The sequence below is a fragment of the Aeromicrobium phragmitis genome (assembly GCF_003674095.1).
GTDB classification, from domain to species: domain Bacteria; phylum Actinomycetota; class Actinomycetes; order Propionibacteriales; family Nocardioidaceae; genus Aeromicrobium; species Aeromicrobium phragmitis.
On sequence record NZ_RDBF01000009.1, the window covers coordinates 16,422 to 36,184 of the forward strand.

17 protein-coding genes are annotated in these 19,763 nt (G+C 68.2%); 9 read left to right on the forward strand and 8 right to left on the reverse strand.

The annotated features are described in order from the left end of the window. Positions 1–10 precede the first annotated feature (10 nt). From D9V41_RS12040 to coaE, 4 genes are all read left to right on the forward strand, one after another. Positions 11–1,267 (forward strand): M18 family aminopeptidase, encoded by a 1,257-nt coding sequence (locus D9V41_RS12040; protein WP_121794825.1) that lies wholly within the window; start codon positions 11–13, stop codon positions 1,265–1,267. 209 nt (positions 1,268–1,476) lie between these two features. Continuing rightward, positions 1,477–2,937 (forward strand): 30S ribosomal protein S1, encoded by a 1,461-nt coding sequence (gene rpsA, locus D9V41_RS12045; RefSeq protein ID WP_121794826.1) that lies wholly within the window; start codon positions 1,477–1,479, stop codon positions 2,935–2,937. 154 nt (positions 2,938–3,091) lie between these two features. Next, complete coding sequence (locus tag D9V41_RS18495; protein WP_243697250.1) at positions 3,092–3,988, forward strand: VldE C-terminal domain-containing protein; 897 nt, start codon at positions 3,092–3,094, stop codon at positions 3,986–3,988. Beyond that, a complete protein-coding gene (gene coaE / locus D9V41_RS12050; protein WP_243697251.1) occupies positions 3,985–4,587 on the forward strand; it encodes a dephospho-CoA kinase in 603 nt (200 codons plus the stop codon). Before D9V41_RS18495 ends, coaE begins: the two co-directional genes overlap by 4 nt. A gap of 1 nt (position 4,588) precedes the next feature. Here coaE and D9V41_RS12055 read toward each other — a convergent pair whose 3' ends face one another. The 3 genes from D9V41_RS12055 to D9V41_RS12065 all read right to left on the reverse strand — a co-directional run bounded on the left by D9V41_RS12055 (position 4,589) and on the right by D9V41_RS12065 (position 9,065). Beyond that, entirely contained in the window at positions 4,589–5,485 is an 897-nt protein-coding gene (locus tag D9V41_RS12055; protein WP_121794899.1) for a sigma-70 family RNA polymerase sigma factor, read from the reverse strand. Positions 5,486–5,640: 155 nt separating this feature from the next. Further along, entirely contained in the window at positions 5,641–7,746 is a 2,106-nt protein-coding gene (locus tag D9V41_RS12060) for a S9 family peptidase (RefSeq protein ID WP_121794828.1), read from the reverse strand. Beyond that, positions 7,743–9,065 carry a DNA polymerase IV gene (locus D9V41_RS12065; RefSeq protein ID WP_121794829.1) on the reverse strand — a complete coding sequence of 441 codons (1,323 nt, stop codon included), beginning with the start codon at positions 9,063–9,065 and terminating at the stop codon, positions 7,743–7,745. The genes D9V41_RS12060 and D9V41_RS12065 overlap by 4 nt, the downstream gene beginning before the upstream one ends. A 123-nt stretch (positions 9,066–9,188) precedes the next feature. On the opposite strand from D9V41_RS12065, the gene D9V41_RS12070 reads away from it, so the two are divergent. From D9V41_RS12070 to D9V41_RS12085, 4 genes are all read left to right on the forward strand, one after another. Then, positions 9,189–10,181: a DUF4192 domain-containing protein gene (locus D9V41_RS12070; RefSeq protein WP_121794830.1), complete on the forward strand. Its 993-nt coding sequence runs from the start codon at positions 9,189–9,191 to the stop codon at positions 10,179–10,181. 21 nt (positions 10,182–10,202) lie between these two features. Beyond that, a complete protein-coding gene (locus tag D9V41_RS12075) occupies positions 10,203–11,681 on the forward strand; it encodes a glutamate-cysteine ligase family protein (RefSeq protein ID WP_121794831.1) in 1,479 nt (492 codons plus the stop codon). 112 nt (positions 11,682–11,793) lie between these two features. Further along, positions 11,794–13,053, forward strand: coding sequence for an RNA polymerase sigma factor (locus D9V41_RS12080; protein ID WP_208006846.1), 1,260 nt, complete (start codon positions 11,794–11,796; stop codon positions 13,051–13,053). A gap of 114 nt (positions 13,054–13,167) precedes the next feature. Continuing rightward, positions 13,168–13,383 carry a hypothetical protein gene (locus D9V41_RS12085; RefSeq protein ID WP_133434179.1) on the forward strand — a complete coding sequence of 72 codons (216 nt, stop codon included), beginning with the start codon at positions 13,168–13,170 and terminating at the stop codon, positions 13,381–13,383. A 317-nt stretch (positions 13,384–13,700) separates the two neighbouring features. Here D9V41_RS12085 and D9V41_RS12090 read toward each other — a convergent pair whose 3' ends face one another. Both D9V41_RS12090 and D9V41_RS12095 read right to left on the reverse strand, forming a co-directional pair. Continuing rightward, entirely contained in the window at positions 13,701–14,075 is a 375-nt protein-coding gene (locus D9V41_RS12090) for a PH domain-containing protein (protein ID WP_121794833.1), read from the reverse strand. Positions 14,076–14,312: 237 nt separating this feature from the next. After that, positions 14,313–14,513: a DUF7455 domain-containing protein gene (locus D9V41_RS12095; RefSeq protein ID WP_121794834.1), complete on the reverse strand. Its 201-nt coding sequence runs from the start codon at positions 14,511–14,513 to the stop codon at positions 14,313–14,315. A 183-nt stretch (positions 14,514–14,696) separates the two neighbouring features. Between D9V41_RS12095 and D9V41_RS12100 the strand changes: the two genes are divergently transcribed. Continuing rightward, positions 14,697–16,772 (forward strand): DNA gyrase/topoisomerase IV subunit B, encoded by a 2,076-nt coding sequence (locus tag D9V41_RS12100; RefSeq protein WP_121794835.1) that lies wholly within the window; start codon positions 14,697–14,699, stop codon positions 16,770–16,772. Between the two features lie 86 nt (positions 16,773–16,858). On the opposite strand, the gene D9V41_RS12105 is transcribed toward D9V41_RS12100, so the two are convergent. Genes D9V41_RS12105 through D9V41_RS12115 form a run of 3 tightly spaced genes read right to left on the reverse strand, consistent with a single transcriptional unit; the run spans position 16,859 to position 19,763 of the window. Next, the gene (locus tag D9V41_RS12105) at positions 16,859–17,362 is read right to left on the reverse strand and encodes a beta-class carbonic anhydrase (RefSeq protein ID WP_121794836.1); all 504 of its coding nucleotides are present in this window, start codon (positions 17,360–17,362) and stop codon (positions 16,859–16,861) included. Continuing rightward, on the reverse strand, positions 17,359–19,056 hold the full coding sequence (locus tag D9V41_RS12110) for an MFS transporter (protein ID WP_121794837.1): 1,698 nt from the start codon (positions 19,054–19,056) through the stop codon (positions 17,359–17,361). The genes D9V41_RS12105 and D9V41_RS12110 overlap by 4 nt, the downstream gene beginning before the upstream one ends. Further along, positions 19,053–19,763: an LppX_LprAFG lipoprotein gene (locus D9V41_RS12115; protein WP_166376023.1), complete on the reverse strand. Its 711-nt coding sequence runs from the start codon at positions 19,761–19,763 to the stop codon at positions 19,053–19,055. The genes D9V41_RS12110 and D9V41_RS12115 overlap by 4 nt, the downstream gene beginning before the upstream one ends.

Consider the following 19,763-nt stretch of genomic DNA (forward strand, 5'->3'; position numbering starts at 1 on the left):
CAGTGGCGGCATGGTGAACGCCTCCGCAACCGACCTGTGCCGTTTCGTCGACGCGTCGCCGAGTCCCTTCCACGCCGTGCAGACCGCCGCCGACGAGCTCAGCGCCGCCGGGTTCCAGCGCGTCGAAGAGACGGCAGCGTGGCCCTCCGCGGCGGGCCGCTACTACGTCCAGCGCGGCGGTTCGCTCATCGCTTGGGCGACGGCCGGGGGCGCTCCGGCCCACACAGGATTCCGTGTCGTCGGCGCCCACACCGACAGCCCCAACCTGCGTGTCAAGCAGCACTATGACGTGCGCTTCGACGGCATCGGGGTCGTCGCACTCGAGCCGTACGGCGGCCCGATCATCGACAGCTGGCTCGACCGCGACCTCGCCCTCGCCGGGCGGCTGGTGCTCAAGGGTGGCCGCGAGGTGTTGGTGCACACCGAGGAGCCGGTGGTCCGCGTCCCACATCTGGCGATTCACCTCGACCGCGGCGGCAGCGAGATCGACCGGCAGCGTCACCTCAACGGCATCTGGAGCCTGGGGGAGCAGAACCTCCTCGCCTGGCTCGCCGAGCGTGCCGACGTGCCAGGCGACGATGTCGTCGGCTTCGAGCTGATGACAGCCGATGCTGCGCCGAGCGTCCTCTACGGCCCGCAGGACGAGTTCGTCGCCGCGCCCCGCCTGGACAACCAGGCCACGTGTTTCGCCGGGCTTCGGGCGTTCCTCGCCGCGGACCGGCCCGCGGGGCCGCACCACACCATGCTGGTGCTGTTCGACCACGAGGAGGTCGGCAGCACCTCCGAGCGCGGTGCGCAGTCCGATCTGCTGGCCACCACGATCGAGCGGATCGTGCTCGCCGCCGGCGGCAGCCGCGACGACTACCACCGGGCCATCGCTGCGTCCGTGTGCGCCTCGGGCGACATGGCCCACGCCACGCACCCCAACTACGCGGACAAACACGAGCCGCTCCACCGCATCACGATGGGCGGGGGACCGGTGCTCAAGGTGAACCAGAACCTCCGGTACGCCACGGACGCCCGTGGTACCGCGATCTTCGCGCAGGCGTGCGAGGAGGCCGGGGTTCGGCTCCAGCGCTACGTCCACCGCGCCGACCTCCCGTGCGGCTCGACGATCGGCCCGTTGAGCGCCGCCCGCACCGGGATGTTGACGATCGACGTCGGAGCTCCGCAGCTGGCCATGCATGCTGCGCGCGAGACCATGGCGTCCGCCGACATCGAGCTCTATGCCCGCGCGCTGGCCGCATTCCTCGCGCCCGGAAGCTGATTCGGGAACATTTTCTGCTCGCCCCGGGTTATGTGTGACGACGAGCGTGGCGTACCCTTGTAGATGCGCTGGCGACCTGTGCGTTCCTCGGACGGAGCAGGATCGCAACTCGCGTCCCGTGGTGAGCCCTGCGGCATCATCTCGGTTCACGATCCAAGGGGAGCGAGCGCTCGATAACTCTATCCACCATCCATCGGAGCCCATCCCTTATGACTTCTGGCCTCGCAACTCCTTCTGCGGCCCCGCAGGTTGCGGTCAACGACATCGGCAACGAGGACGACTTCCTCGCCGCCATCGACAAGACCATCAAGTACTTCAACGACGGCGACATCGTCGACGGCACCATCGTCAAAGTGGACCGTGATGAAGTTCTCCTCGACATCGGCTACAAGACCGAGGGCGTCATCCCCTCGCGCGAGCTGTCGATCAAGCACGACATCGACCCCAATGAGGTCGTCGCTGTCGGTGACAACATCGAGGCCCTGGTCCTGCAGAAGGAGGACAAGGAAGGCCGCCTGATCCTGAGCAAGAAGCGTGCTCAGTACGAGCGCGCCTGGGGCGACATCGAGAAGATCAAGGCCGAGGAAGGCGTCGTCGAGGGCACCGTCATCGAGGTCGTCAAGGGCGGCCTCATCATGGACATCGGTCTTCGTGGCTTCCTGCCGGCCTCGCTCGTCGAGATGCGTCGCGTCCGCGACCTCGACCCCTACATCGGGCAGAAGCTCGAGGCCAAGATCATCGAGCTGGACAAGAACCGCAACAACGTCGTCCTGTCGCGCCGCGCGTGGCTGGAGGAGACGCAGTCCGCGGTCCGCCAGAACTTCCTGACCGAGCTCAAGAAGGGCCAGGTCCGCAAGGGCGTCATCAGCTCCATCGTCAACTTCGGCGCGTTCGTCGATCTCGGCGGCGTCGACGGCCTCGTGCACGTCTCGGAGCTGTCCTGGAAGCACATCGACCACCCGAACGAGGTCGTTCAGGTGGGCGACGAGGTCACCGTCGAGGTCCTCGAGGTCGACATGGAGCGCGAGCGCGTCTCGCTGTCGCTCAAGGCGACCCAGGAAGACCCGTGGCAGCACTTCGCTCGTACGCACCAGATCGGCCAGATCGTTCCGGGCCGCGTCACCAAGCTCGTCCCGTTCGGCGCCTTCGTCCGCGTCGAGGAGGGCATCGAGGGCCTGGTGCACATCTCGGAGCTCGCCGAGCGTCACGTCGAGATCCCCGAGCAGGTCGTGCAGATCGGCGACCAGGTCATGGTCAAGATCATCGACATCGACCTCGAGCGTCGTCGTATCTCGCTGTCGCTCAAGCAGGCGAACGAGACCGCTGTCGCCGAGGACGTCGAGGACTTCGATCCCACGCTCTACGGCATGGCGTCCTCGTACGACGAGAACGGCAACTACATCTACCCCGAGGGCTTCGATCCGGAGACCGGCGAGTGGCAGGAGGGCTACGAAGAGGCCCGCGCCACCTGGGAGAAGCAGTACGCCGAGGCGCACGAGCGCTGGGAGGCGCACAAGCGTCAGATCGCCGACGCCGAGAAGGCCAACGTCGACGAGGTCGAGGCCCCGGCGGCCGGTTACTCCTCCGAGGCTCCGGCCCCCACGGGCGGATCGCTCGCCTCGGACGAGGCGCTGCAGGCGCTGCGTGAGAAGCTGACCGGCGGCGAGTGATCGCCTCCCCTCATCGAGGGGAACCGGCTCGACGCAACGGCCCCGGACCACACGGTCCGGGGCCGTTGCCGTGTCGCGGTGTGGACAGAGGCCTTGGCGTGTTTGGGTCGGGTCCGTAGGGTAGGTCGGGTTGTCAACCATCAAGTGAGGTGCTGTGTCGACCCCCGGACACCGCAAGGTCACATCCCGTCGCCGGTTCGATGCCCGGCGGCTCACCCGGACGGCCGCGACTCCCGCCGTCGGTATCACCGCAGTCGCCGCTGCCGCGCTCGCCACCCTCGGTGGTGCGGTGCCAGCGCAGCCGGCCGCGGACGCTGCTAGCCAGCGAACGGACGTCATCTCGGCCTCGTTGCTCGGTGCACGCACCGAGCCGCCGGTCAGCCGCAGCGAGGGACGTCCTTCCTTGCCGGGCGCCGGCGAGGCGAAACACGTCGGCGTCATGTTCCTGCTCGAGGACGTCGAGGTGCGCTCGGCGGCTGCCGATGACGCACCGGTGTTGGCATCGCTCGGCAAGGGGAGCCAGGTCGCCGTCACCGACGTCGAGGAGAACGGCTTCCGGCAGATCGTTCACAACGACCTGCCGCGCTGGGTGCCCGCGGAACTGTTGTCGGCCACGGAGCCGAAGCCCGAGCCGCCGCCGGAGCCCGAACCCGAGCCGGAGCCGGAGAACGTCGGACTCTCGGGCGCGCCGTGCCCGACCGGCTCCAGCGTGGAGAGCGGACTGCTGCCCGACACCATCGCCGTGCATCGTGCCGTGTGCGCGGCCTTCCCCGAAGTGTCCACGTACGGCGGGCTCGCCGGACGCAACGAGCATGCCACCGGTCAGGCACTCGACATCATGGTGTCGGGCGCGACCGGATGGCGGATTGCGGAGTTCCTTCAGGCGCATCAGGCCGAGCTCGGGGTCGAGTACCTCATCTACGAGCAGAAGATCTGGTCGGTCGATCGCGCCAGCGAAGGTTGGCGCCCGATGAGCGACCGCGGCGGAGCCACCGCCAACCACTACGACCACGTCCACGTGACGACGTACGGGTCGGCGGCCACGCAGTGACGCTCCGCGTCGGGCTCACCGGCGGTATCGGCTCGGGTAAGAGCACCGTCAGTGCGTTATTGCGTGAGCGCGGCGCCGTGGTCATCGACTATGACCAGCTGGCTCGCGACGTCGTGGCGCCGGGTCAACCCGCCCTCGCCGCGATCGCACAGCGATTCGGCGAGGGGGTGCTGCTCTCGGACGGCACCTTGAATCGTCCCGCCTTGGGCGCCATCGTGTTTACGGACGCGGCGGCCCGTGAGGATCTCGAGGCCATCACGCATCCCGCGATCCGCGATCGGGCGACGCAGCTGGAACACGCGGCGGGGGAGGACGGCATCGTGGTCCACGACAACCCGCTCCTGGTGGAGATGGGCGCCGCGGAGCACTGCGATGTCGTCGTGGTCGTCGACGTGCCTGAACAGGTGCAGATTGACCGTCTGGTGCGCGACCGCCAGATGAGTGAGGACGACGCGCGCGCCCGGATCGCGGCCCAGGCCTCGCGCGCGCAGCGCATGGCTGTGGCCGATCACGTGATCGACAACAGCGGCACAAAGAACGAGCTCGTCCGCACAGTCGGGGGTCTGTGGGACGAGCTCGTCCGGTCTAGCGCGTCGTAGTTTACGCCGCCAGTTCGGGGTCGGCGATCGCTCGCAGCTTCGCGAGCGCCTGACGCTCCACCTGTCGCACTCGCTCGGCGGAGATGCCGTGGCGACGGCCGATGTCGGCGAGCTTCTGCTGACGGCCGTCGAGCAGGCCGTACCGGGCCTTGACGATGTCGGCCTCCCGCTCGTCGAGGTGATCGACGAGGGTGAGCAGCTGGTCGCGCGCCGCATGATCGAGCGCGGCAGCGTCCGGTCCGGGCATCGGATCGCGGGCGATGAGGTCGCCCAGCGACGTGTCGCCCTCGTCGTCGACCGGGGAGTCGAGGCTCACGTGATCGCGGCCCCACGACAGCAGGTCGATGACGCGGTCGACATCCATGCCGAGCTCGGCAGCGATTTCCGCCGGCTCGGGGTCGTAGCCGAGCTCGCGCTCGAGGTTCCGGCGTGCGCCGGACACCTGGTTGAGCTCCTCCACGACGTGCACGGGGAGGCGGACGACTCGCGCCTGCTGGGCGACACCACGCGTGATGGCCTGGCGCACCCACCACGTGGCGTACGTGGAGAACTTGAAGCCCTTGACGTAGTCGAACTTCTCGACGGCGCGGATCAGGCCCGTGTTGCCCTCCTGGATCAGGTCCAGCATGGGCATCTGGGCGCGACCGTACTTACGGGCGATCGACACCACGAGGCGGAGGTTGGCCTGGATGAACTCCTGGAGGGCGCGTTCGCCCTCCTCGGCGAGCCATTCCAGCTCTTCGCGGCTGGCGCGCTTGGGCGCACCGCCCTTGGCGCGGCCGATGCGGCCCGTTTCCAGGAGATGACGCGCGAACAGACCGGCCTCGATGGTCTTGCTCAGCTCGACCTCACGCTCCGCGTCCAGCAGAGGCGTGCGGGCGATCTCGGCGAGGTACATGCCGACGCTGTCCTTGCCTTCGATGTCGGTGTTGTGGTCCACGGAGGGTCTCCCATCACTTGGTTGCACCTGGTACAACGGCAAGCACCCCCGCGGGATTCCGCTCTCAGCGGGTTCTTAGCAACCTTGTGACGGATGTAACGAATCTGCCGACGCTATGCGCGTGGCACCGCGCCGGCGGCGTCGAGGATCCAGGCGAGCTCCCATGCGCGCTCGTGCCACGCGGCGTACCGCCCGCTGACGCCGCCGTGCCCCGCCGACATCTCCGTCTTGAGCAGGATGGGCTCGTCAGTGACGGCGATGCTGCGCAATTTCGCCACCCACTTGGCCGGCTCGACGTACAGCACCCGGGTGTCGTTGAGGCTCGTGACGGCGCAGATCTTCGGGTAGGCGTGCGGCCCGACGTTCTCGGACGGCGAGTAGGACTTCATATACGCGTAGACGTCGGGGTCCTTCAGCGGGTTGCCCCACTCATCCCACTCGATGACCGTGAGTGGCAAGGACGGGTCGAGGATGGACGTGAGTGCATCGACGAACGGCACCTCGGCGAGAATGCCCGCGAAGGCGTCCGGCGCCATGTTGGCCACGGCACCCATGAGGAGTCCGCCGGCGCTACCGCCCTCGGCCACGAGCCGGCCGCTGCTGGTCCACCCGTCGTCGACGAGGTGACGCGCGCACGCGATGAAGTCGGTGAACGTGTTGCGTTTGGCGAGCAGCTTGCCGTTCTCATACCAGTGGCGGCCCATCTCGCCACCGCCGCGCACGTGCGCCACCGCGTACACGAAGCCGCGGTCGAGCAGGCTAAGCCGCGGGATCGAGAACCCCGGGTCCATCGACGCCTCGTACGAGCCGTAGCCGTACAGCAGCGCCGGAGCGGTGCCGTCGCGCGGCGTGTCGTGACGGTAGACGATCGAGATCGGCACCTGGGTGCCGTCCTCGGCGGTCGCCCAGGCGCGCTCCTGGCGGTACTGCGCGGCGTCGTAACCGCCGAGAACGGGCACCTGGCGACGCAGCAGGAGCGAGCCCGACGCGAGATCGTAGTCGTAGACAGAACCGGGCGTCACGAACGAGGTGAAGCCGAGGCGCAGGAACGGTGGGTCCCACTCGGCGTTCGCGCCGACCCCGCAGGAGAACAGCTCCTCCTCGAAGGTGATCTCCTCGACGGGGCCGAAACCTCCCTCCACGATCGGCATGATGCCGATCCGGGTGAGCGCTTCGCGCCGGTAGCTGACGGCGACGAAGGACTTGAAGACGTCCACCTCGTCGATCCGGGTGGTGTGGTCAGCCGGGATCACGACGGTGCGCCGTGTCGGATCGTCGACGGGAACGACGGCCAGTTCGAAGTTCGGAGCACCGTCGTTGTGCAGCAGCAGGAAGTGGTCCTGTCCGTCGATCACGACGTGCTCGATGCCGTACTCGACGCCGTCGCGGCGAGGAAGGACGACGCGGAACTCACCGGTGGGATCGCTCGCCTCCAGCACGCGAGACTCGCTGGTGATCTTGGATCCCACGCTGATGACGAGGTACCGCTCGGACTGAGAGCGACCGACGCCGACGAAGTAGCGCTCGTCGGGCTCCTCGAACACCAGGACGTCGGCCTCGTTGGCCCCGACGCGGTGGCGCCACACCTGATACGGGCGCCAGGCGTCGTCGACGACCGTGTAGAAGAGGTGACTGCCGTCTGCCGACCACGTCGCTCCCGCCGCGGCGCCGGTGATCTCGTCTCCGAGCAGCTCTCCGGTGCGCACATCCTTGATCCGGATCGTGTAGCGCTCGTCACCGGTGGTGTCGACCGACCACGCCAGCAGGGTGTCGTCGTCGCTGAGGCTGAAGGCGCCCAGCGAGAAGAACTCGTGTCCTTGCGCCTCCACGTTCGCGTCCAGCAGGATCTCTTCACCCTCGATGGGAGCCTCGCCGTCGAGCACGGGAGGAGTCCAGTCGTCCCGGTCGCCGATGGGGCAACGGCACCGGATCGCGTACTGCTGGCCCTCGCGGGTTCTCGTGTAGTACCACCAGTCGCCGTGGCGGACCGGGACCGAGAGGTCGGTCTCCTGAGTGCGCGACTTGATCTCCTCGAAGATCTGCTCGCGCAGACCGGCCAGATGCGCCGTCTGCTGCTCGGCGTAGGCGTTCTCCGCTTCCAGGTACGCGATCGTGGCCGGGTCCTCCTTGTCCCGAAGCCACTCGTACTCGTCGACGACCGAGTCGCCGTGGTGGACGCGAGTCGTGGGGCGGCGTTCGGCGAGCGGGGGCTGGGTCATGTCTCGACCGTACCGGCCGGGTCGGATGCGCGAACCGAGAGTGCCGGGTCGTCCTCGGCGAACGTCATGATCGGTCCGGACGGGGTCAGCCGGGTCTCGAAGCGCACCGTCACGCGTCCGAGTCCGGCGCCCCACACCCAGCCGTCGCCGTGCTCGGCGTGAGTCACGTCCATCCCCGCGACCCAGGCGTGGCCCGGCCGGTTTCGGGCGGCTCGCCGGGGGAGTGGCATGTCCTCGTCCTGCTCGGAAGGCGGTTCGCTGAAGAGGTCGTCCTGAACCCAGTCGGTCAGCCCGGAGACGCCGACACCGAGCAGCCGGAGCCCGCCCGTGACGTCGGCGGCCGCGAGGAGCCCGAGCGCGGCCTCGGTGATCACACGCGGATGGTCGGTGGGGCCGGGCAGCGTGATGGAGCGCGTATGGGTCTCGAAGTCGTGCCGGCGCATCTTCAGGGTGACGGTGCGGCCGGATTGCCCGGCGGCCCGGAGCCGGCGTGCGACCGTACGAGCGAGTGTGTCGGTGACCGACGCGAGCTCGGACCGGTCGGCGATGTCGACCGGGAAGGTGTCCTCGACACTGACGGACTTGGCTTCGCGGTGCGGTTCGACCGGACGATCGTCCTCGCCGCGAGCGAGGTGGAACAGCGAGCGCCCGCTGGCCGCGCCCAGCGACCGGATCAACTCGTCGAGACTCAGCGCGCGCAACTGCTCGATCGTCTCCACGCCGAGGCGTCGCAATCGCTCAGCGGTCGCCGGGCCGACGCCGGGTATCGCCGTGACCTGCATCGGGGCGAGTAGTTCGAGCTCGGTGCCAGGATGCGCGATGAAATGCCCGTCGGGCTTGTTGAGTTCACTGGCGATCTTGGCCAGGAACTTCGAGCTGGCGACCCCCACCGAGCAGGTGAGGCCGTTCGTCCGCTCCGTGATGTCGGCGCGAAGCTCGAGGACGAGCGCCTCGAGCTCGTGCGGGTCGAAGTCTGGATGGGCCGCGAGGTCGACGAAGGCCTCGTCGAGCGAGAGCGGCTGAACGAGCGGTGAGAGTTCGCGAAGCCGGTCCATGACGATGCGCGACGCCGCCCGGTAGGCGTCGAAGCGGCCGGCGAGGAAGGCGGCGTGCGGGCATCGCCCGCGAGCCTCGGCCATGCTCATGGCCGAACGGACGCCGAACCGACGCGCCTCGTAGGAGGCGGTGGAGACGACGCCGCGACCGCCGATGCCGCCGACGATCACCGGTTTGCCGCGCAACGAGGGCTTGTCGCGCTGCTCCACGGCGGCGAAGAAGGCATCAAGATCCAGGTGGAGGATCGATGCCGTGGCGCGCATGGGTCCATTGTGTCGTGCTGCCCCGACAGCTCGGTGATCCACAGGGCCGGCGGCCTTCCTGACCCGTCCACAGCCGGCGCCGCGACTCTTCACGGGGCGATCGCGTGGGTCGAGGCTCAGTGCATGACTCGATCCCAGGACGCACCGCTCTACCGCGCTCACACCTTCGAAGACCTCCTCAACGCCGTCCCCACCCTCTTCGGCTTCGTGCCACGAGAGTCGATCATCGGGCTGTGCGTGAGTGGTCCCCGCAACCGCTTCGGCTTCCGGCTCCGGGTCGACATCCCCCGACGACGATTCGAGGACGAGCAGGTCGCGGCACTCGTCGCCGAGCACCTGCAACGCAACGCCGACGATGGGGTCATCCTCATCGGACTGAGCGAGCACCCTGCCGTGGCCGAAGAACTCCTGCACGCGGTGGGGGACCGGCTCGGCCCCGTCCCCGTTCGCCTCAAGATCTGGGCGAACGCGGAGCGGCTCTGGACCGATCTTCGCGATTGCCCCTCCGAAGGAGAGCCCTACCAGCTCTCCGCGGTGCACGAGGCCCGCGTCACGGCGGTGGCGGCCGGCCTCAATGTGCTCGAGGACCGCGAGGCGCTCTACGACGAGATCGCGCCGGTGCGCGGGCCGCGGCAGGAATGGATGCACGACGCCGCGTTCACCGTGCTGGAGGACGTCTGCCATCGACGCGACCACGTCGCGGAGATCGCGCAGGTCGAGCGTCTGCTGGACGGGGGACCCGAGGTCACCGACGGCGATGCGGTGCGGCTGGGCGTGCTCGTCACGGCGATCCCGCCGCGTGATGCCGCCTGGTTGCGCATCGATCGTGCCAACGCGCCGCAGATGCACAGGCTCTGGTGCACCGTCGCGAGCCGCGTGCCGGAGAGTATGTCCGTGCCGGCTTTGTGCCTGGCCGGGTTCTCCGCCTGGCTGTGGGGCGACGGAGCGCGTGCGCTGGTGGCCTTGGAGCGGGCCCGCGAGATCGCGCCGGACTACTCGATGGCCAACCTGCTGTTCACGATCGTCAGTGAGGGCGTGAACCCCGCTCGGTGGGCCGACATCGATCCTTCTGGTGAGCGACTCAGCCCACACGTCCTCACCCGACGGAGCGCCTGATTCTTCTCTACGCTGACGTGCATGGGACAAGACGTCGAGGCCCGTGAGTTCACGCGCGAGGACCGCACCCGATATCGCACCAAGGTCCGCAGGTGCCTGGACGCGCTCGCGTCGATGCTGAGCGAGGCGGACTTCTCCGTCGGCCACCCGCAGATCGGCATCGAAGTGGAGTTCAACCTCGTCGACGCCGCAGGAGACCCGGCGCTGCGCAACGCCGAGGCACTCGAACGCATCGCCGACGAGGACTTCCAGACCGAACTCGGCATGTTCAACCTCGAGGTGAACGTCCCACCCGTCGAAATCGGCGGGCGCGGTCTGGCGAAGATCGCCGACAAGCTTCGCGACGACCTCATGCACGCCGACCGGAGGGCCACGTCGGTCGACGCCCGACTGCTGATGATCGGCATCCTTCCGACGTTGCAGGAGTCGCACTTCACCGGAGATGCCATCTCGGCCAATCCCCGCTACCACCTGCTGTCGGACCAGATCCTCGCCGCTCGAGGGGAGGACATCGAGATCGAGATCGACGGCGTCGACCGTCTCGCTACGTCCACCGACACGATCATTCCCGAGGCCGCCTGCACGAGCACCCAGCTGCACCTGCAGGTCGAGCCGGACGAGTTCGGCGCCGCCTGGAACGCCTCCCAGGCGGTGGCGGGCGTTCAGCTTGCCGTCGGTGCCAACTCGCCGTTCCTGCTCGGCCGGCAGTTATGGCACGAGACGCGTATCGCCCTGTTCGAGCAGGCGACCGACACCCGCAGCGAGGAACTCAAGGTCCAGGGTGTCCGCCCGCGGGTCTGGTTCGGTGAGCGATGGATCACCTCGGTCTTCGATCTGTTCGAGGAGAACTCCAAGTACTTCCCGGCGCTGCTGCCGGTCGTGGAGGACGAGGACCCGGTCGAGGAGTTCGCCGCCGGCCGCGTCCCGAGTCTGGCGGAGCTGCGACTGCACAACGGCACGATCTACCGGTGGAACCGGCCCATCTACGACGTCGCCGACGGGCGGCCTCACCTCCGCATCGAGAATCGCCTCCTGCCGGCCGGTCCCACGGTCGTCGACACACTCGCGAACGCGGCGTTCTTCTACGGTCTGGTCAAGGCGCTGGTCCTGGCCGAGCGTCCGGTGTGGTCGCAGATGTCGTTCGCGACCGCGGAGGAGAACTTTCATGCGGCCGCTCGCGGCGGCATCGAGACCGAGTTGACGTGGCCCACCGTGGGCACGATCCCAGCGCGCGAGCTCGTACTGCGTCATCTGCTGCCGCTCGCGTACGCCGGACTCGAGTCGAGTGCCGTGGACCAGGACGTCGCCGAGCGGCTACTCGGTATCATCGAGCAGCGCTGCCTGACCGGACGCAACGGGGCGACCTGGATGATCGAGGCGTTCCGTCGGCATCCGAAGGCCGCTACCGACCGGCTCGTTGCGCTGCGCGACCTCACGGTCGAGTACCGCGAGCACATGCTGACCGGGGAACCGGTGCATACGTGGGGGCATCGCGGCTGAACGGCCGACAGGTGATTGGCCCGTTGGGGTGGCGTGGCACACTAGTGCGCAGAGGTTGACCAGAGGGCTCTTTGTTGCGCCCTCGACTCGATGATGCGAGGTTGATGTCCCGGTGACTCCAGCAGCTGGCTCGACGAAGAAGACGGCCGCCGCCAAGGCTCCCGCCAAGAAGGCAGCCGCAGCCAAGAAGCCGGCGGTGAAGAAGGCACCAGCGAAGAAGCCCGCGGCCAAGAAGGCCGCGGAGGTCCTGGAGGAGACGATCGACCTCGCGGGCGCGCTGGAAGTTCCTGAAGCTGCCAAGGTCGATGCCAATGGCAAAAAGGTGCTGCCCGATATCTCGGACGAGGAGTTCGAGAAGGATCTGGCCACTGATCCGACCTTGAAGGAGGACGAGGAGTCCAGCTTCACGCTGTCGACCGCCGACGACACCGATGAACCTGCCCAGCAGGTCATGGTCGCCGGTGCCACGGCCGACCCGGTCAAGGACTACCTCAAGCAGATCGGCAAGGTCTCGCTGCTGACCGCCGGCGAGGAGGTCGAGCTCGCCAAGCGGATCGAGGCCGGCCTGTTCGCCGAGGAGAAGCTCGCCAAGGGCGGGCGGATCTCGGAGAAGACCCGCGAAGAGCTCGAGTGGATCGTCGTCGACGGCCGCCGGGCCAAGAACCACCTGCTCGAGGCCAACCTGCGTCTCGTCGTCTCGCTTGCCAAGCGGTACACCGGCCGCGGGATGCTGTTCCTGGACCTCATCCAGGAGGGCAACCTCGGTCTGATCCGCGCGGTCGAGAAGTTCGACTACACCAAGGGCTTCAAGTTCTCCACGTACGCGACGTGGTGGATCCGTCAGGCGATCACTCGCGCGATGGCCGACCAGGCGCGCACCATCCGTATCCCGGTGCACATGGTCGAGGTCATCAACAAGCTCGCTCGCGTCCAGCGGCAGATGCTGCAGGACCTGGGCCGCGAGCCCACCCCCGAGGAGCTCGCCAAGGAACTGGACATGACGCCCGAGAAGGTCGTCGAGGTCCAGAAGTACGGCCGCGAGCCGATCAGCCTCCACACGCCGCTCGGCGAGGACGGCGACAGCGAGTTCGGCGACCTCATCGAGGACTCCGAGGCGATCGTCCCGGCTGACGCCGTGTCGTTCACGTTGCTGCAGGAGCAGCTGCACGCGGTCCTCGACACGCTCAGCGAGCGTGAGTCCGGGGTCGTGTCGATGCGCTTCGGCCTGACCGACGGTCAGCCCAAGACGCTCGACGAGATCGGCAAGGTCTACGGCGTGACGCGCGAGCGCATCCGTCAGATCGAGTCCAAGACGATGAGCAAGCTGCGCCACCCGTCGCGCTCGCAGGTCCTGCGCGACTACCTGGACTGAGAATCGTCCCGGTCGACGCTCACTCTGGACTGGGAACCCAGTCCAGAGTGAGCTGGTGTCCGATGCGCTCATCGAGCGCGGCGCTTCTCGTCCAGATATCGCTACGCTGACAGCGTGTCCGATAGCCCGCCAGTACCTTTCGGCGTGCTTCGCTGGCTCGTGGTCGGCTTCGCCTCCGCGATCATCATCGGCTGGGTAGTGCTCTCGTTCGTCGAAGGCGCGATAACAGCGTCAGCCTGGCTAGGGGTGCCGGCCATGGTGCTGGTTATCGCCGGGCAGGTGCAGACCTGGCGCGTGCAGAACCGGCGAGCCCAGCGGGGTGAGCAGTGAGCGCCGCTCGACCGTGACGTCCTACCGCGACGGAGTGCGCCTCGATTTGACGTGGGCCCGAGGGCGAGGGCCTCGACGCTGCCCGTCGCGACGACAGGTACGGGCGTTGATCGACTACCTGCTCGAGAACGGTGCCGCGGCATCCACCGCCCGCTCGCGCCAGCTCGCCGTCCGACATTCCTCCGTCCGGCTCGCCGAGCCGATCCGTCGTGGCTCGCTCGGCGTGAGCCGAAGTGGCAGAGCCGAACGTCGACGACGTAGAACCTCAGTGCTGCACAACACGCCCGGTCCCAGGGGACCGGGCGTTTCGCATGTGCTCACAGGACGTAGTGGGCGATCATCCTTCCGATGCTGCGGATGTCGGCGCTGCCCTTGAACTCGAATCGCACCTTGCCGAGGCCGCTGAACCAGAGCTCCAACTCGGCGTCCAGGTCGAACGTGCCGGCGGTCTCGATGGAGAACGCCTGGATCTTGCTGTACGGGAGCGAAGAGTAGTCGCGCTTCTTGCCGGTCAGACCTTGGACGTTCACGGCGACGATGCGCTTGCTCGTGAACGCGACGAAGTCCCGCGGGCCCTTGAACGCGGCGAGGATCGTCTCCTCAGGGATCAGCAAGCGGGAGAGTTCGTCGGCGAGGCTCTCCACGGGCGTGGGGTTGAGTTTGAAGACGCTGCCGTTCGCGAAGTCGATCATGTGCCGGAGGGTAGCGGCGTGGAGTCCTGCCGCGCCGGCAATCGGTCGCGAGTGGTGCTGTTTTCTCCACGATTGGTGCAGGTTCGCTGCTGATCGGGCACGAGCGTCGCGAGAATGCACCACTCGGCGCTCGGTGGCGACGGGGAGCGGCGGGTTCCGGGCGGAGCGGGGAGCGGGGAACGCAAAGGGGCCCCGACCAGATGGTCGGGGCCCGTCAAGCGTCTCGGGACGAGGGGATCAGGCGTTCAGTCGGCCCGACTCGTCGTGGATGTTGATGGCCACCTCTCGCAGCTTGTCCTCGTGCTGGCGTGCGTGGTGCGCACAGAACAGCAGTTCGGCGCCCGCCGTGAGTTCGACACGAACGTACGCCTGAGCGCCGCAACGATCGCAACGGTCACCAGTGGTGAGGGCGGAGAGTTCAGCGGTTGCTGTCACGATGTCCTCTTTCTTTCAGGCGGTCTCGATCACGTCAACGTGCGGCTCGGCGGTGATATTCCGCGTCGTGGGTCGACCTTACGACATGAATACTCCCTCCTCGACCCAAGTCCACGGCAACACGCTGCATCGGCATGGCAACCGCGGCGTGTCGGTGCGGGTCGATAGGCTGAGAACCGCCGACATCTGAGGGGAAAGGACGCCACCATCTCCAGTTATGACGCTCGCAACCTGCTCGTCCTCGAGGGGCTCGAGGCGGTTCGCAAGCGACCCGGTATGTACATCGGCTCCACCGACACCCGCGGGCTCATGCACTGCCTGTGGGAGATCATCGACAATGCCGTCGACGAAGCACTCGGCGGTCACTGCAACGAGATCGTCGTCGTGCTCCACCGTGACGGCTCCGTCGAAGTCCGCGACAACGGGCGCGGCATCCCCGTCGACACCGAGACCAAGACCGGCCTGTCCGGCGTCGAGGTCGTGTTCACCAAGCTGCACGCCGGCGGCAAGTTCGGCGGCGGCTCCTACAACGCGACCGGCGGCCTGCACGGCGTCGGCGCCTCGGTCGTCAATGCCCTCTCCGCACGCCTGGACGTCGAGGTCGACAAGGGTGGCGCCACCTGGGCCATGTCGTTCCGGCGCGGTACGCCCGGGGTCTACGCCGGCGAGGGGCCGGACGCCGACTTCACCGTCGACAACACGCTGCGCAAGGCCGGCAAGGTCGCCAAGGCCAAGACCGGCACTCGCGTCCGGTACTGGGCCGACCCCCAGATCTTCATCAAGACCGCCGAGTTCTCGTACGAGGATCTCGTCGCCCGGGCCCGGCAGACGTCGTTCCTCGTCCCGGGGCTGCGCATCGTCATCCGCGACGAACGCGGCGACGACGTCCACGAGGAGGACTTCCAGCACGACGGCGGCATTTCGGAGTTCTGCGAGTTCCTCGCCCCCGGCGACCCGGTCACCGACGTGCTGCGTCTCCAAGGCGAGAGCACGTTCACCGAGACGGTGCCGATCCTCGACGACGCCGGGCACATGACCCCCCAGGACGTCGAGCGCAACCTCGGCGTCGACATCGCCCTTCGCTGGGACAACGACTACGACGCCCGCTTGCGGTCCTACGTCAACATCATCGCCACGCCCAAGGGCGGCACTCACGTCAACGGCTTCGAACGCGGGCTGACCAAGACCTTCAACGAGGTGCTCAAGAACACCCGGCTGCTCAAGAACGGCGACCCGGACATCGTCAAGGACGACATCCTCGAAGGACTCACGGCCGTCGTCACGGTCCGTCTCGCCGAGCCGCAGTTCGAAGGGCAGACCAAGGAGGTCCTCGGCACACCGCCGGTCACCCGCATCGTCAACCAGATCGTCGCGCGCGAACTCAAGGCCTTCCTCACGACCTCCAAGGCCGCCGACAAGCCCAAGGCCCGTCAGCTGATGGAGAAGGTGGTCGGCGCCGCCCGAACCCGCGTGGCGGCCCGTCAGCAACGGGACAACCAGCGCCGCAAGAACGCGCTCGAGTCCAGCGCGCTGCCGGCCAAGCTGGCCGACTGCCGCAGCAGCGACGTCGACCGCAGCGAGTTGTTCATCGTCGAGGGCGATTCCGCGTTGGGTACCGCCAAGTCGGCCCGCGACTCGGAGTTCCAGGCGCTCCTGCCGATCCGCGGCAAGATCCTCAACGTGCAGAAGGCCAGCGTCGGCGACATGCTCAAGAACGCCGAGTGCTCGTCGATCATCCAGGTCGTCGGTGCCGGTTCCGGCCGCACCTTCGATATCGACGCCGCCCGCTACGGCCGCATCATCTTCATGGCCGACGCCGACTCCGACGGGGCGCACATCCGCTGCCTGCTGGCCACGCTGTTCTTCCGCTACATGCGGCCCCTCGTCGAGGCCGGGCGGGTGTTCACCGCGGTGCCGCCGTTGCACCGCATCGAGCTGGTCAACCCCAAGAAGGGCCAAGACAAGTACGTGTACACGTACTCCGACGCGGAGCTGCAGCGCAAACTCGCCGAGCTCAAGCGCAAGAACGTCCGCTGGAAGGACCCGGTGCAGCGGTACAAGGGCCTCGGCGAGATGGACGCGTCCCAGTTGGCCGAGACGACGATGGACCCGCGCCATCGCACGCTGCGCCGACTCACCGTCGACGACGCCGAGGAGGCCACCGAGGTGTTCGAGCTGTTGATGGGCAACGAGGTGCCGCCGCGCAAGGAGTTCATCGTCCAGGGCGCCTATGAGATCGACGCCGACCTCATCGACGCCTGACCACGGGCGGGCCCACCGGCTCGGGCGGTGAGTTGTCCCGCGCCCTGGCCATGCCGGTGCGGGACAACTCACCGCTCACGGTGCGGTCAGGACTCCACGACCGGCTGCAGCAGCCCGGAGTCGACGTCGTAGATGAAGCCGCCGACGCTCACGTCGGCCGGGACGAGCGGGTGGCTGCGCACGCGGTGCACGTCGGCTCGGATCGTCTTCTCCTGATCCGGGATCGCGCCGAGCGACATCCAGGTCGAGTCGGTTCCCATGAAGTCGCTGATCCGCTCGTGCAGCTGCTCTTCGGTCGAGGAGGCCATCGCGCACCGCGTGTGTTCGACCACGAGTACACGACGCACCTTCAGCAAGGTCACGCCCAGCACGATGGCGACGAGCGCCTGGTCGGTCACGCGGCCACCGGGATTACGCAGGATCTTCGCGTCGCCGGGAGAGAGCCCGATCATCCGGAGCGGATCGATGCGCGAATCCATGCACGTGACCATGGCGACCCCGGCGTGGGCGATGCCGTCGAATCCCTTGAGGTCATGGTGCTCGGCATAGCTGCGGTTGGCGTCGAGAAGATCGTCGAAAGCACTGCTCATGCTCGTACCGTAGCGCTGCGCTTTCGAAGCAGCAGCACGGCCAGGAACGCTGCCGCCAGCGCACACACCATCGCGCCCGTGAAGACGGCCTGAAGTTGAGCGATTCCGGCCTCGCGAAGAGCGTCGTTGTACGCGGGACATAGCGATGTGTCACCGCACAGTTCCTCGACCGGCGCCATGGCGTCGGCTGCCGACTGGAACGCGCGAAGGCCGATGGCGCTCAGCGCCGAGACGCCCACCAGCATTCCGACCATCCTGGCGACCACGAGGAGGGCGCTGGCCACGCCGTGGACGTCCTCGGCGGTGTGGTCGAGCAGGGCCGCGTTGACCGGCGCGATGGCGAGGCCGAACCCAAAGCCCGCGGCGACCAGGACGACATCGCTGGCCAGATGAGTGAGGGCGTCGGCCTCCCACCGGGACATGACCGCGAACATCGCAGCGCTCAGCAGCATCGCCGTGGCGGTGAGGGCCGCGGCCGAAACCCGGCGGGTCAACCAGCCACCGACGACCGCTCCGATCGGCAAGGCCACGAGAAACCGCACGAGGACGAGCGCGGCGTCGAGCTGAGACTCCGGAGCCACGGTGAGGCGGGCGAAGAACGGGATGTCGACGAGCGCCGCGATGAGCGACGCGCCGACGAAGAACGACACCACGAGGGAACCGGCGGCGACCCGGTCGCGCAGCGCGCCGCGGGGCACGATCGGCTCAGCGGCTCGGCGCTGCCGCCACACGACGGCTCCGCCTGCGAGGGCGGCGATGAGCAGCAGCCATGGTGCGTGCGAAGAGACCGCTCCGGACTCCGGTTCGGCGGACGCGAAGGTCACGATCACGGCGCCCAGCGCCACCGACAGCGCCAACGCGCCCCACGGGTCCGTGCGCCCGAGGGCCCGCCGCCACCCGGTCCAGTCGACGAGCGGATCGCGTGCGGTCGCCTGGCGCACCGCGAACCCGAGCAGGAGCACCCCGGTGGCCACCCCGAGCGGCGACCACCACCGCGACTCGCCCGAGAACGGGACGAAGGCGAGACCGATCGTGATGTCCGTGACGAGCCCCCGGGGCTGCAGCATGACGAGTAGCGCGGTAGCGCTGGCGAGCAGGACCAGGAGCAGCCCGGTCAGGTCGCGGGACCGGCGCGCCGCGCCGCGCTGGGGCCACAGGGCGGCGGCGATGACGAGCCCCACGGCGCAGTTGAGCCAGAAGATGTCGCGCCAGGTGCCGAACGCCAGGACCAGCGCCCCGTAAAGCGGACCGAGCACGCTACCGAGTTCCTGCACCGCGCCGACCACGCCGAGCGGCAGGCCGCGCCGCTCGGGAGGCCAGCGGTCGGCAACCAGGGCGAGGGTCGGCGGGATGAGTCCTCCACCGCCCAGCCCCTGGAAGAACCGGCCGACGACGATCGAGGTGAGGTCGTAGGCCGCCGCGGTCACGACCGAACCCGCCGCGAAGACGACGAGGCAGCCGATGAGCACCGGCACGCGGCCGCGCAGGTCGGCGATCCGTCCGATGAGCGGCAGGATGCCGACGTAGCCCAGGAGGAAGCCCGAGACGATCGGCGCGGCACGCTGCAATTCGTCGAGGTTGAGGCCGCTCGCCGTCATCATGTCCGGCAACGCGAGGACGACGACGTACGTGTCGGCGGCAGCGAACCCGATGGCGACAGCCGCGAGGCCGAGCAGCAGCCGCGGTGCCGTCACCGCTCGGTGGGGCGCGTCGGAGCCGTGATCTCGACGGGGGAGTCGAGCGCGGTGATCGTCAACGTGTAGGTGACGTCATCGCTTCCGGCGTAGAAGGGGCCGGTGACCACCACATCGCGCAGGACGTCGTCCTCGGTGAGCCGGAACTCGGCCTCGAAGTCGCCGTTCTCGTCGGCCGTGGTCAGCAGCCGCGCGACGTCAGCACCGGGGATGGTTCCGGTGATCGTGGTGAGGACATCGCGTCCGTCACGCACCTCGTCGCCTTCGTCGAGGTCGGTCGCACTCGTCAGCAGCGAGACCGCGCTGTCCTCGCCCGAGCCGACGAGCTGCGCCGGATCGGGCACGCCCAGCTGTTCGGGGTTGACGGTGAGGAACTCCGAGGAGAACCCGGTCTTGACCCACAGCTGGCCGTCGACGGCGACGACCTCGGCCGGTAGCGCGGTGCCACCCGCGGACACGCGCGCCTCGCCCTGGAATGCGGGCGAGTCGTTGCCCTGTCCCTTGACCGACAACAGCCCGGTGACGCCCGAGGGCAACTGCTCGGTGGCCAGCGAGAATTCGATCGCCGGGGCGGCGGTGATCGTGTCGGCAGCGGCCTGCAGGCGCGCCGAGGGATCGGTGTCGGGCTGATCGGTGTCCTCCGAGGAGCACGCCGTCAGTACGAGCGCCGCCGCGAGGGCGACGACCAGACGAAGCGAGGTACCCAC

Coding starts and splice junctions, on each gene's coding strand:
- rpsA (WP_121794826.1), top strand. CDS start 1,477: ATGACTTCTGGCCTCGCAACTCCTTCTGCGGCCCCGCAGGTTGCGGTC.
- D9V41_RS12060 (WP_121794828.1), bottom strand. CDS start 7,746: ATGACCCAGCCCCCGCTCGCCGAACGCCGCCCCACGACTCGCGTCCAC.
- D9V41_RS12090 (WP_121794833.1), bottom strand. CDS start 14,075: ATGATCGACTTCGCGAACGGCAGCGTCTTCAAACTCAACCCCACGCCC.
- D9V41_RS12105 (WP_121794836.1), bottom strand. CDS start 17,362: ATGAGCAGTGCTTTCGACGATCTTCTCGACGCCAACCGCAGCTATGCC.
- D9V41_RS12065 (WP_121794829.1), bottom strand. CDS start 9,065: ATGCGCGCCACGGCATCGATCCTCCACCTGGATCTTGATGCCTTCTTC.
- D9V41_RS12070 (WP_121794830.1), top strand. CDS start 9,189: ATGACTCGATCCCAGGACGCACCGCTCTACCGCGCTCACACCTTCGAA.
- D9V41_RS12075 (WP_121794831.1), top strand. CDS start 10,203: ATGGGACAAGACGTCGAGGCCCGTGAGTTCACGCGCGAGGACCGCACC.
- D9V41_RS12040 (WP_121794825.1), top strand. CDS start 11: ATGGTGAACGCCTCCGCAACCGACCTGTGCCGTTTCGTCGACGCGTCG.
- D9V41_RS12055 (WP_121794899.1), bottom strand. CDS start 5,485: ATGTACCTCGCCGAGATCGCCCGCACGCCTCTGCTGGACGCGGAGCGT.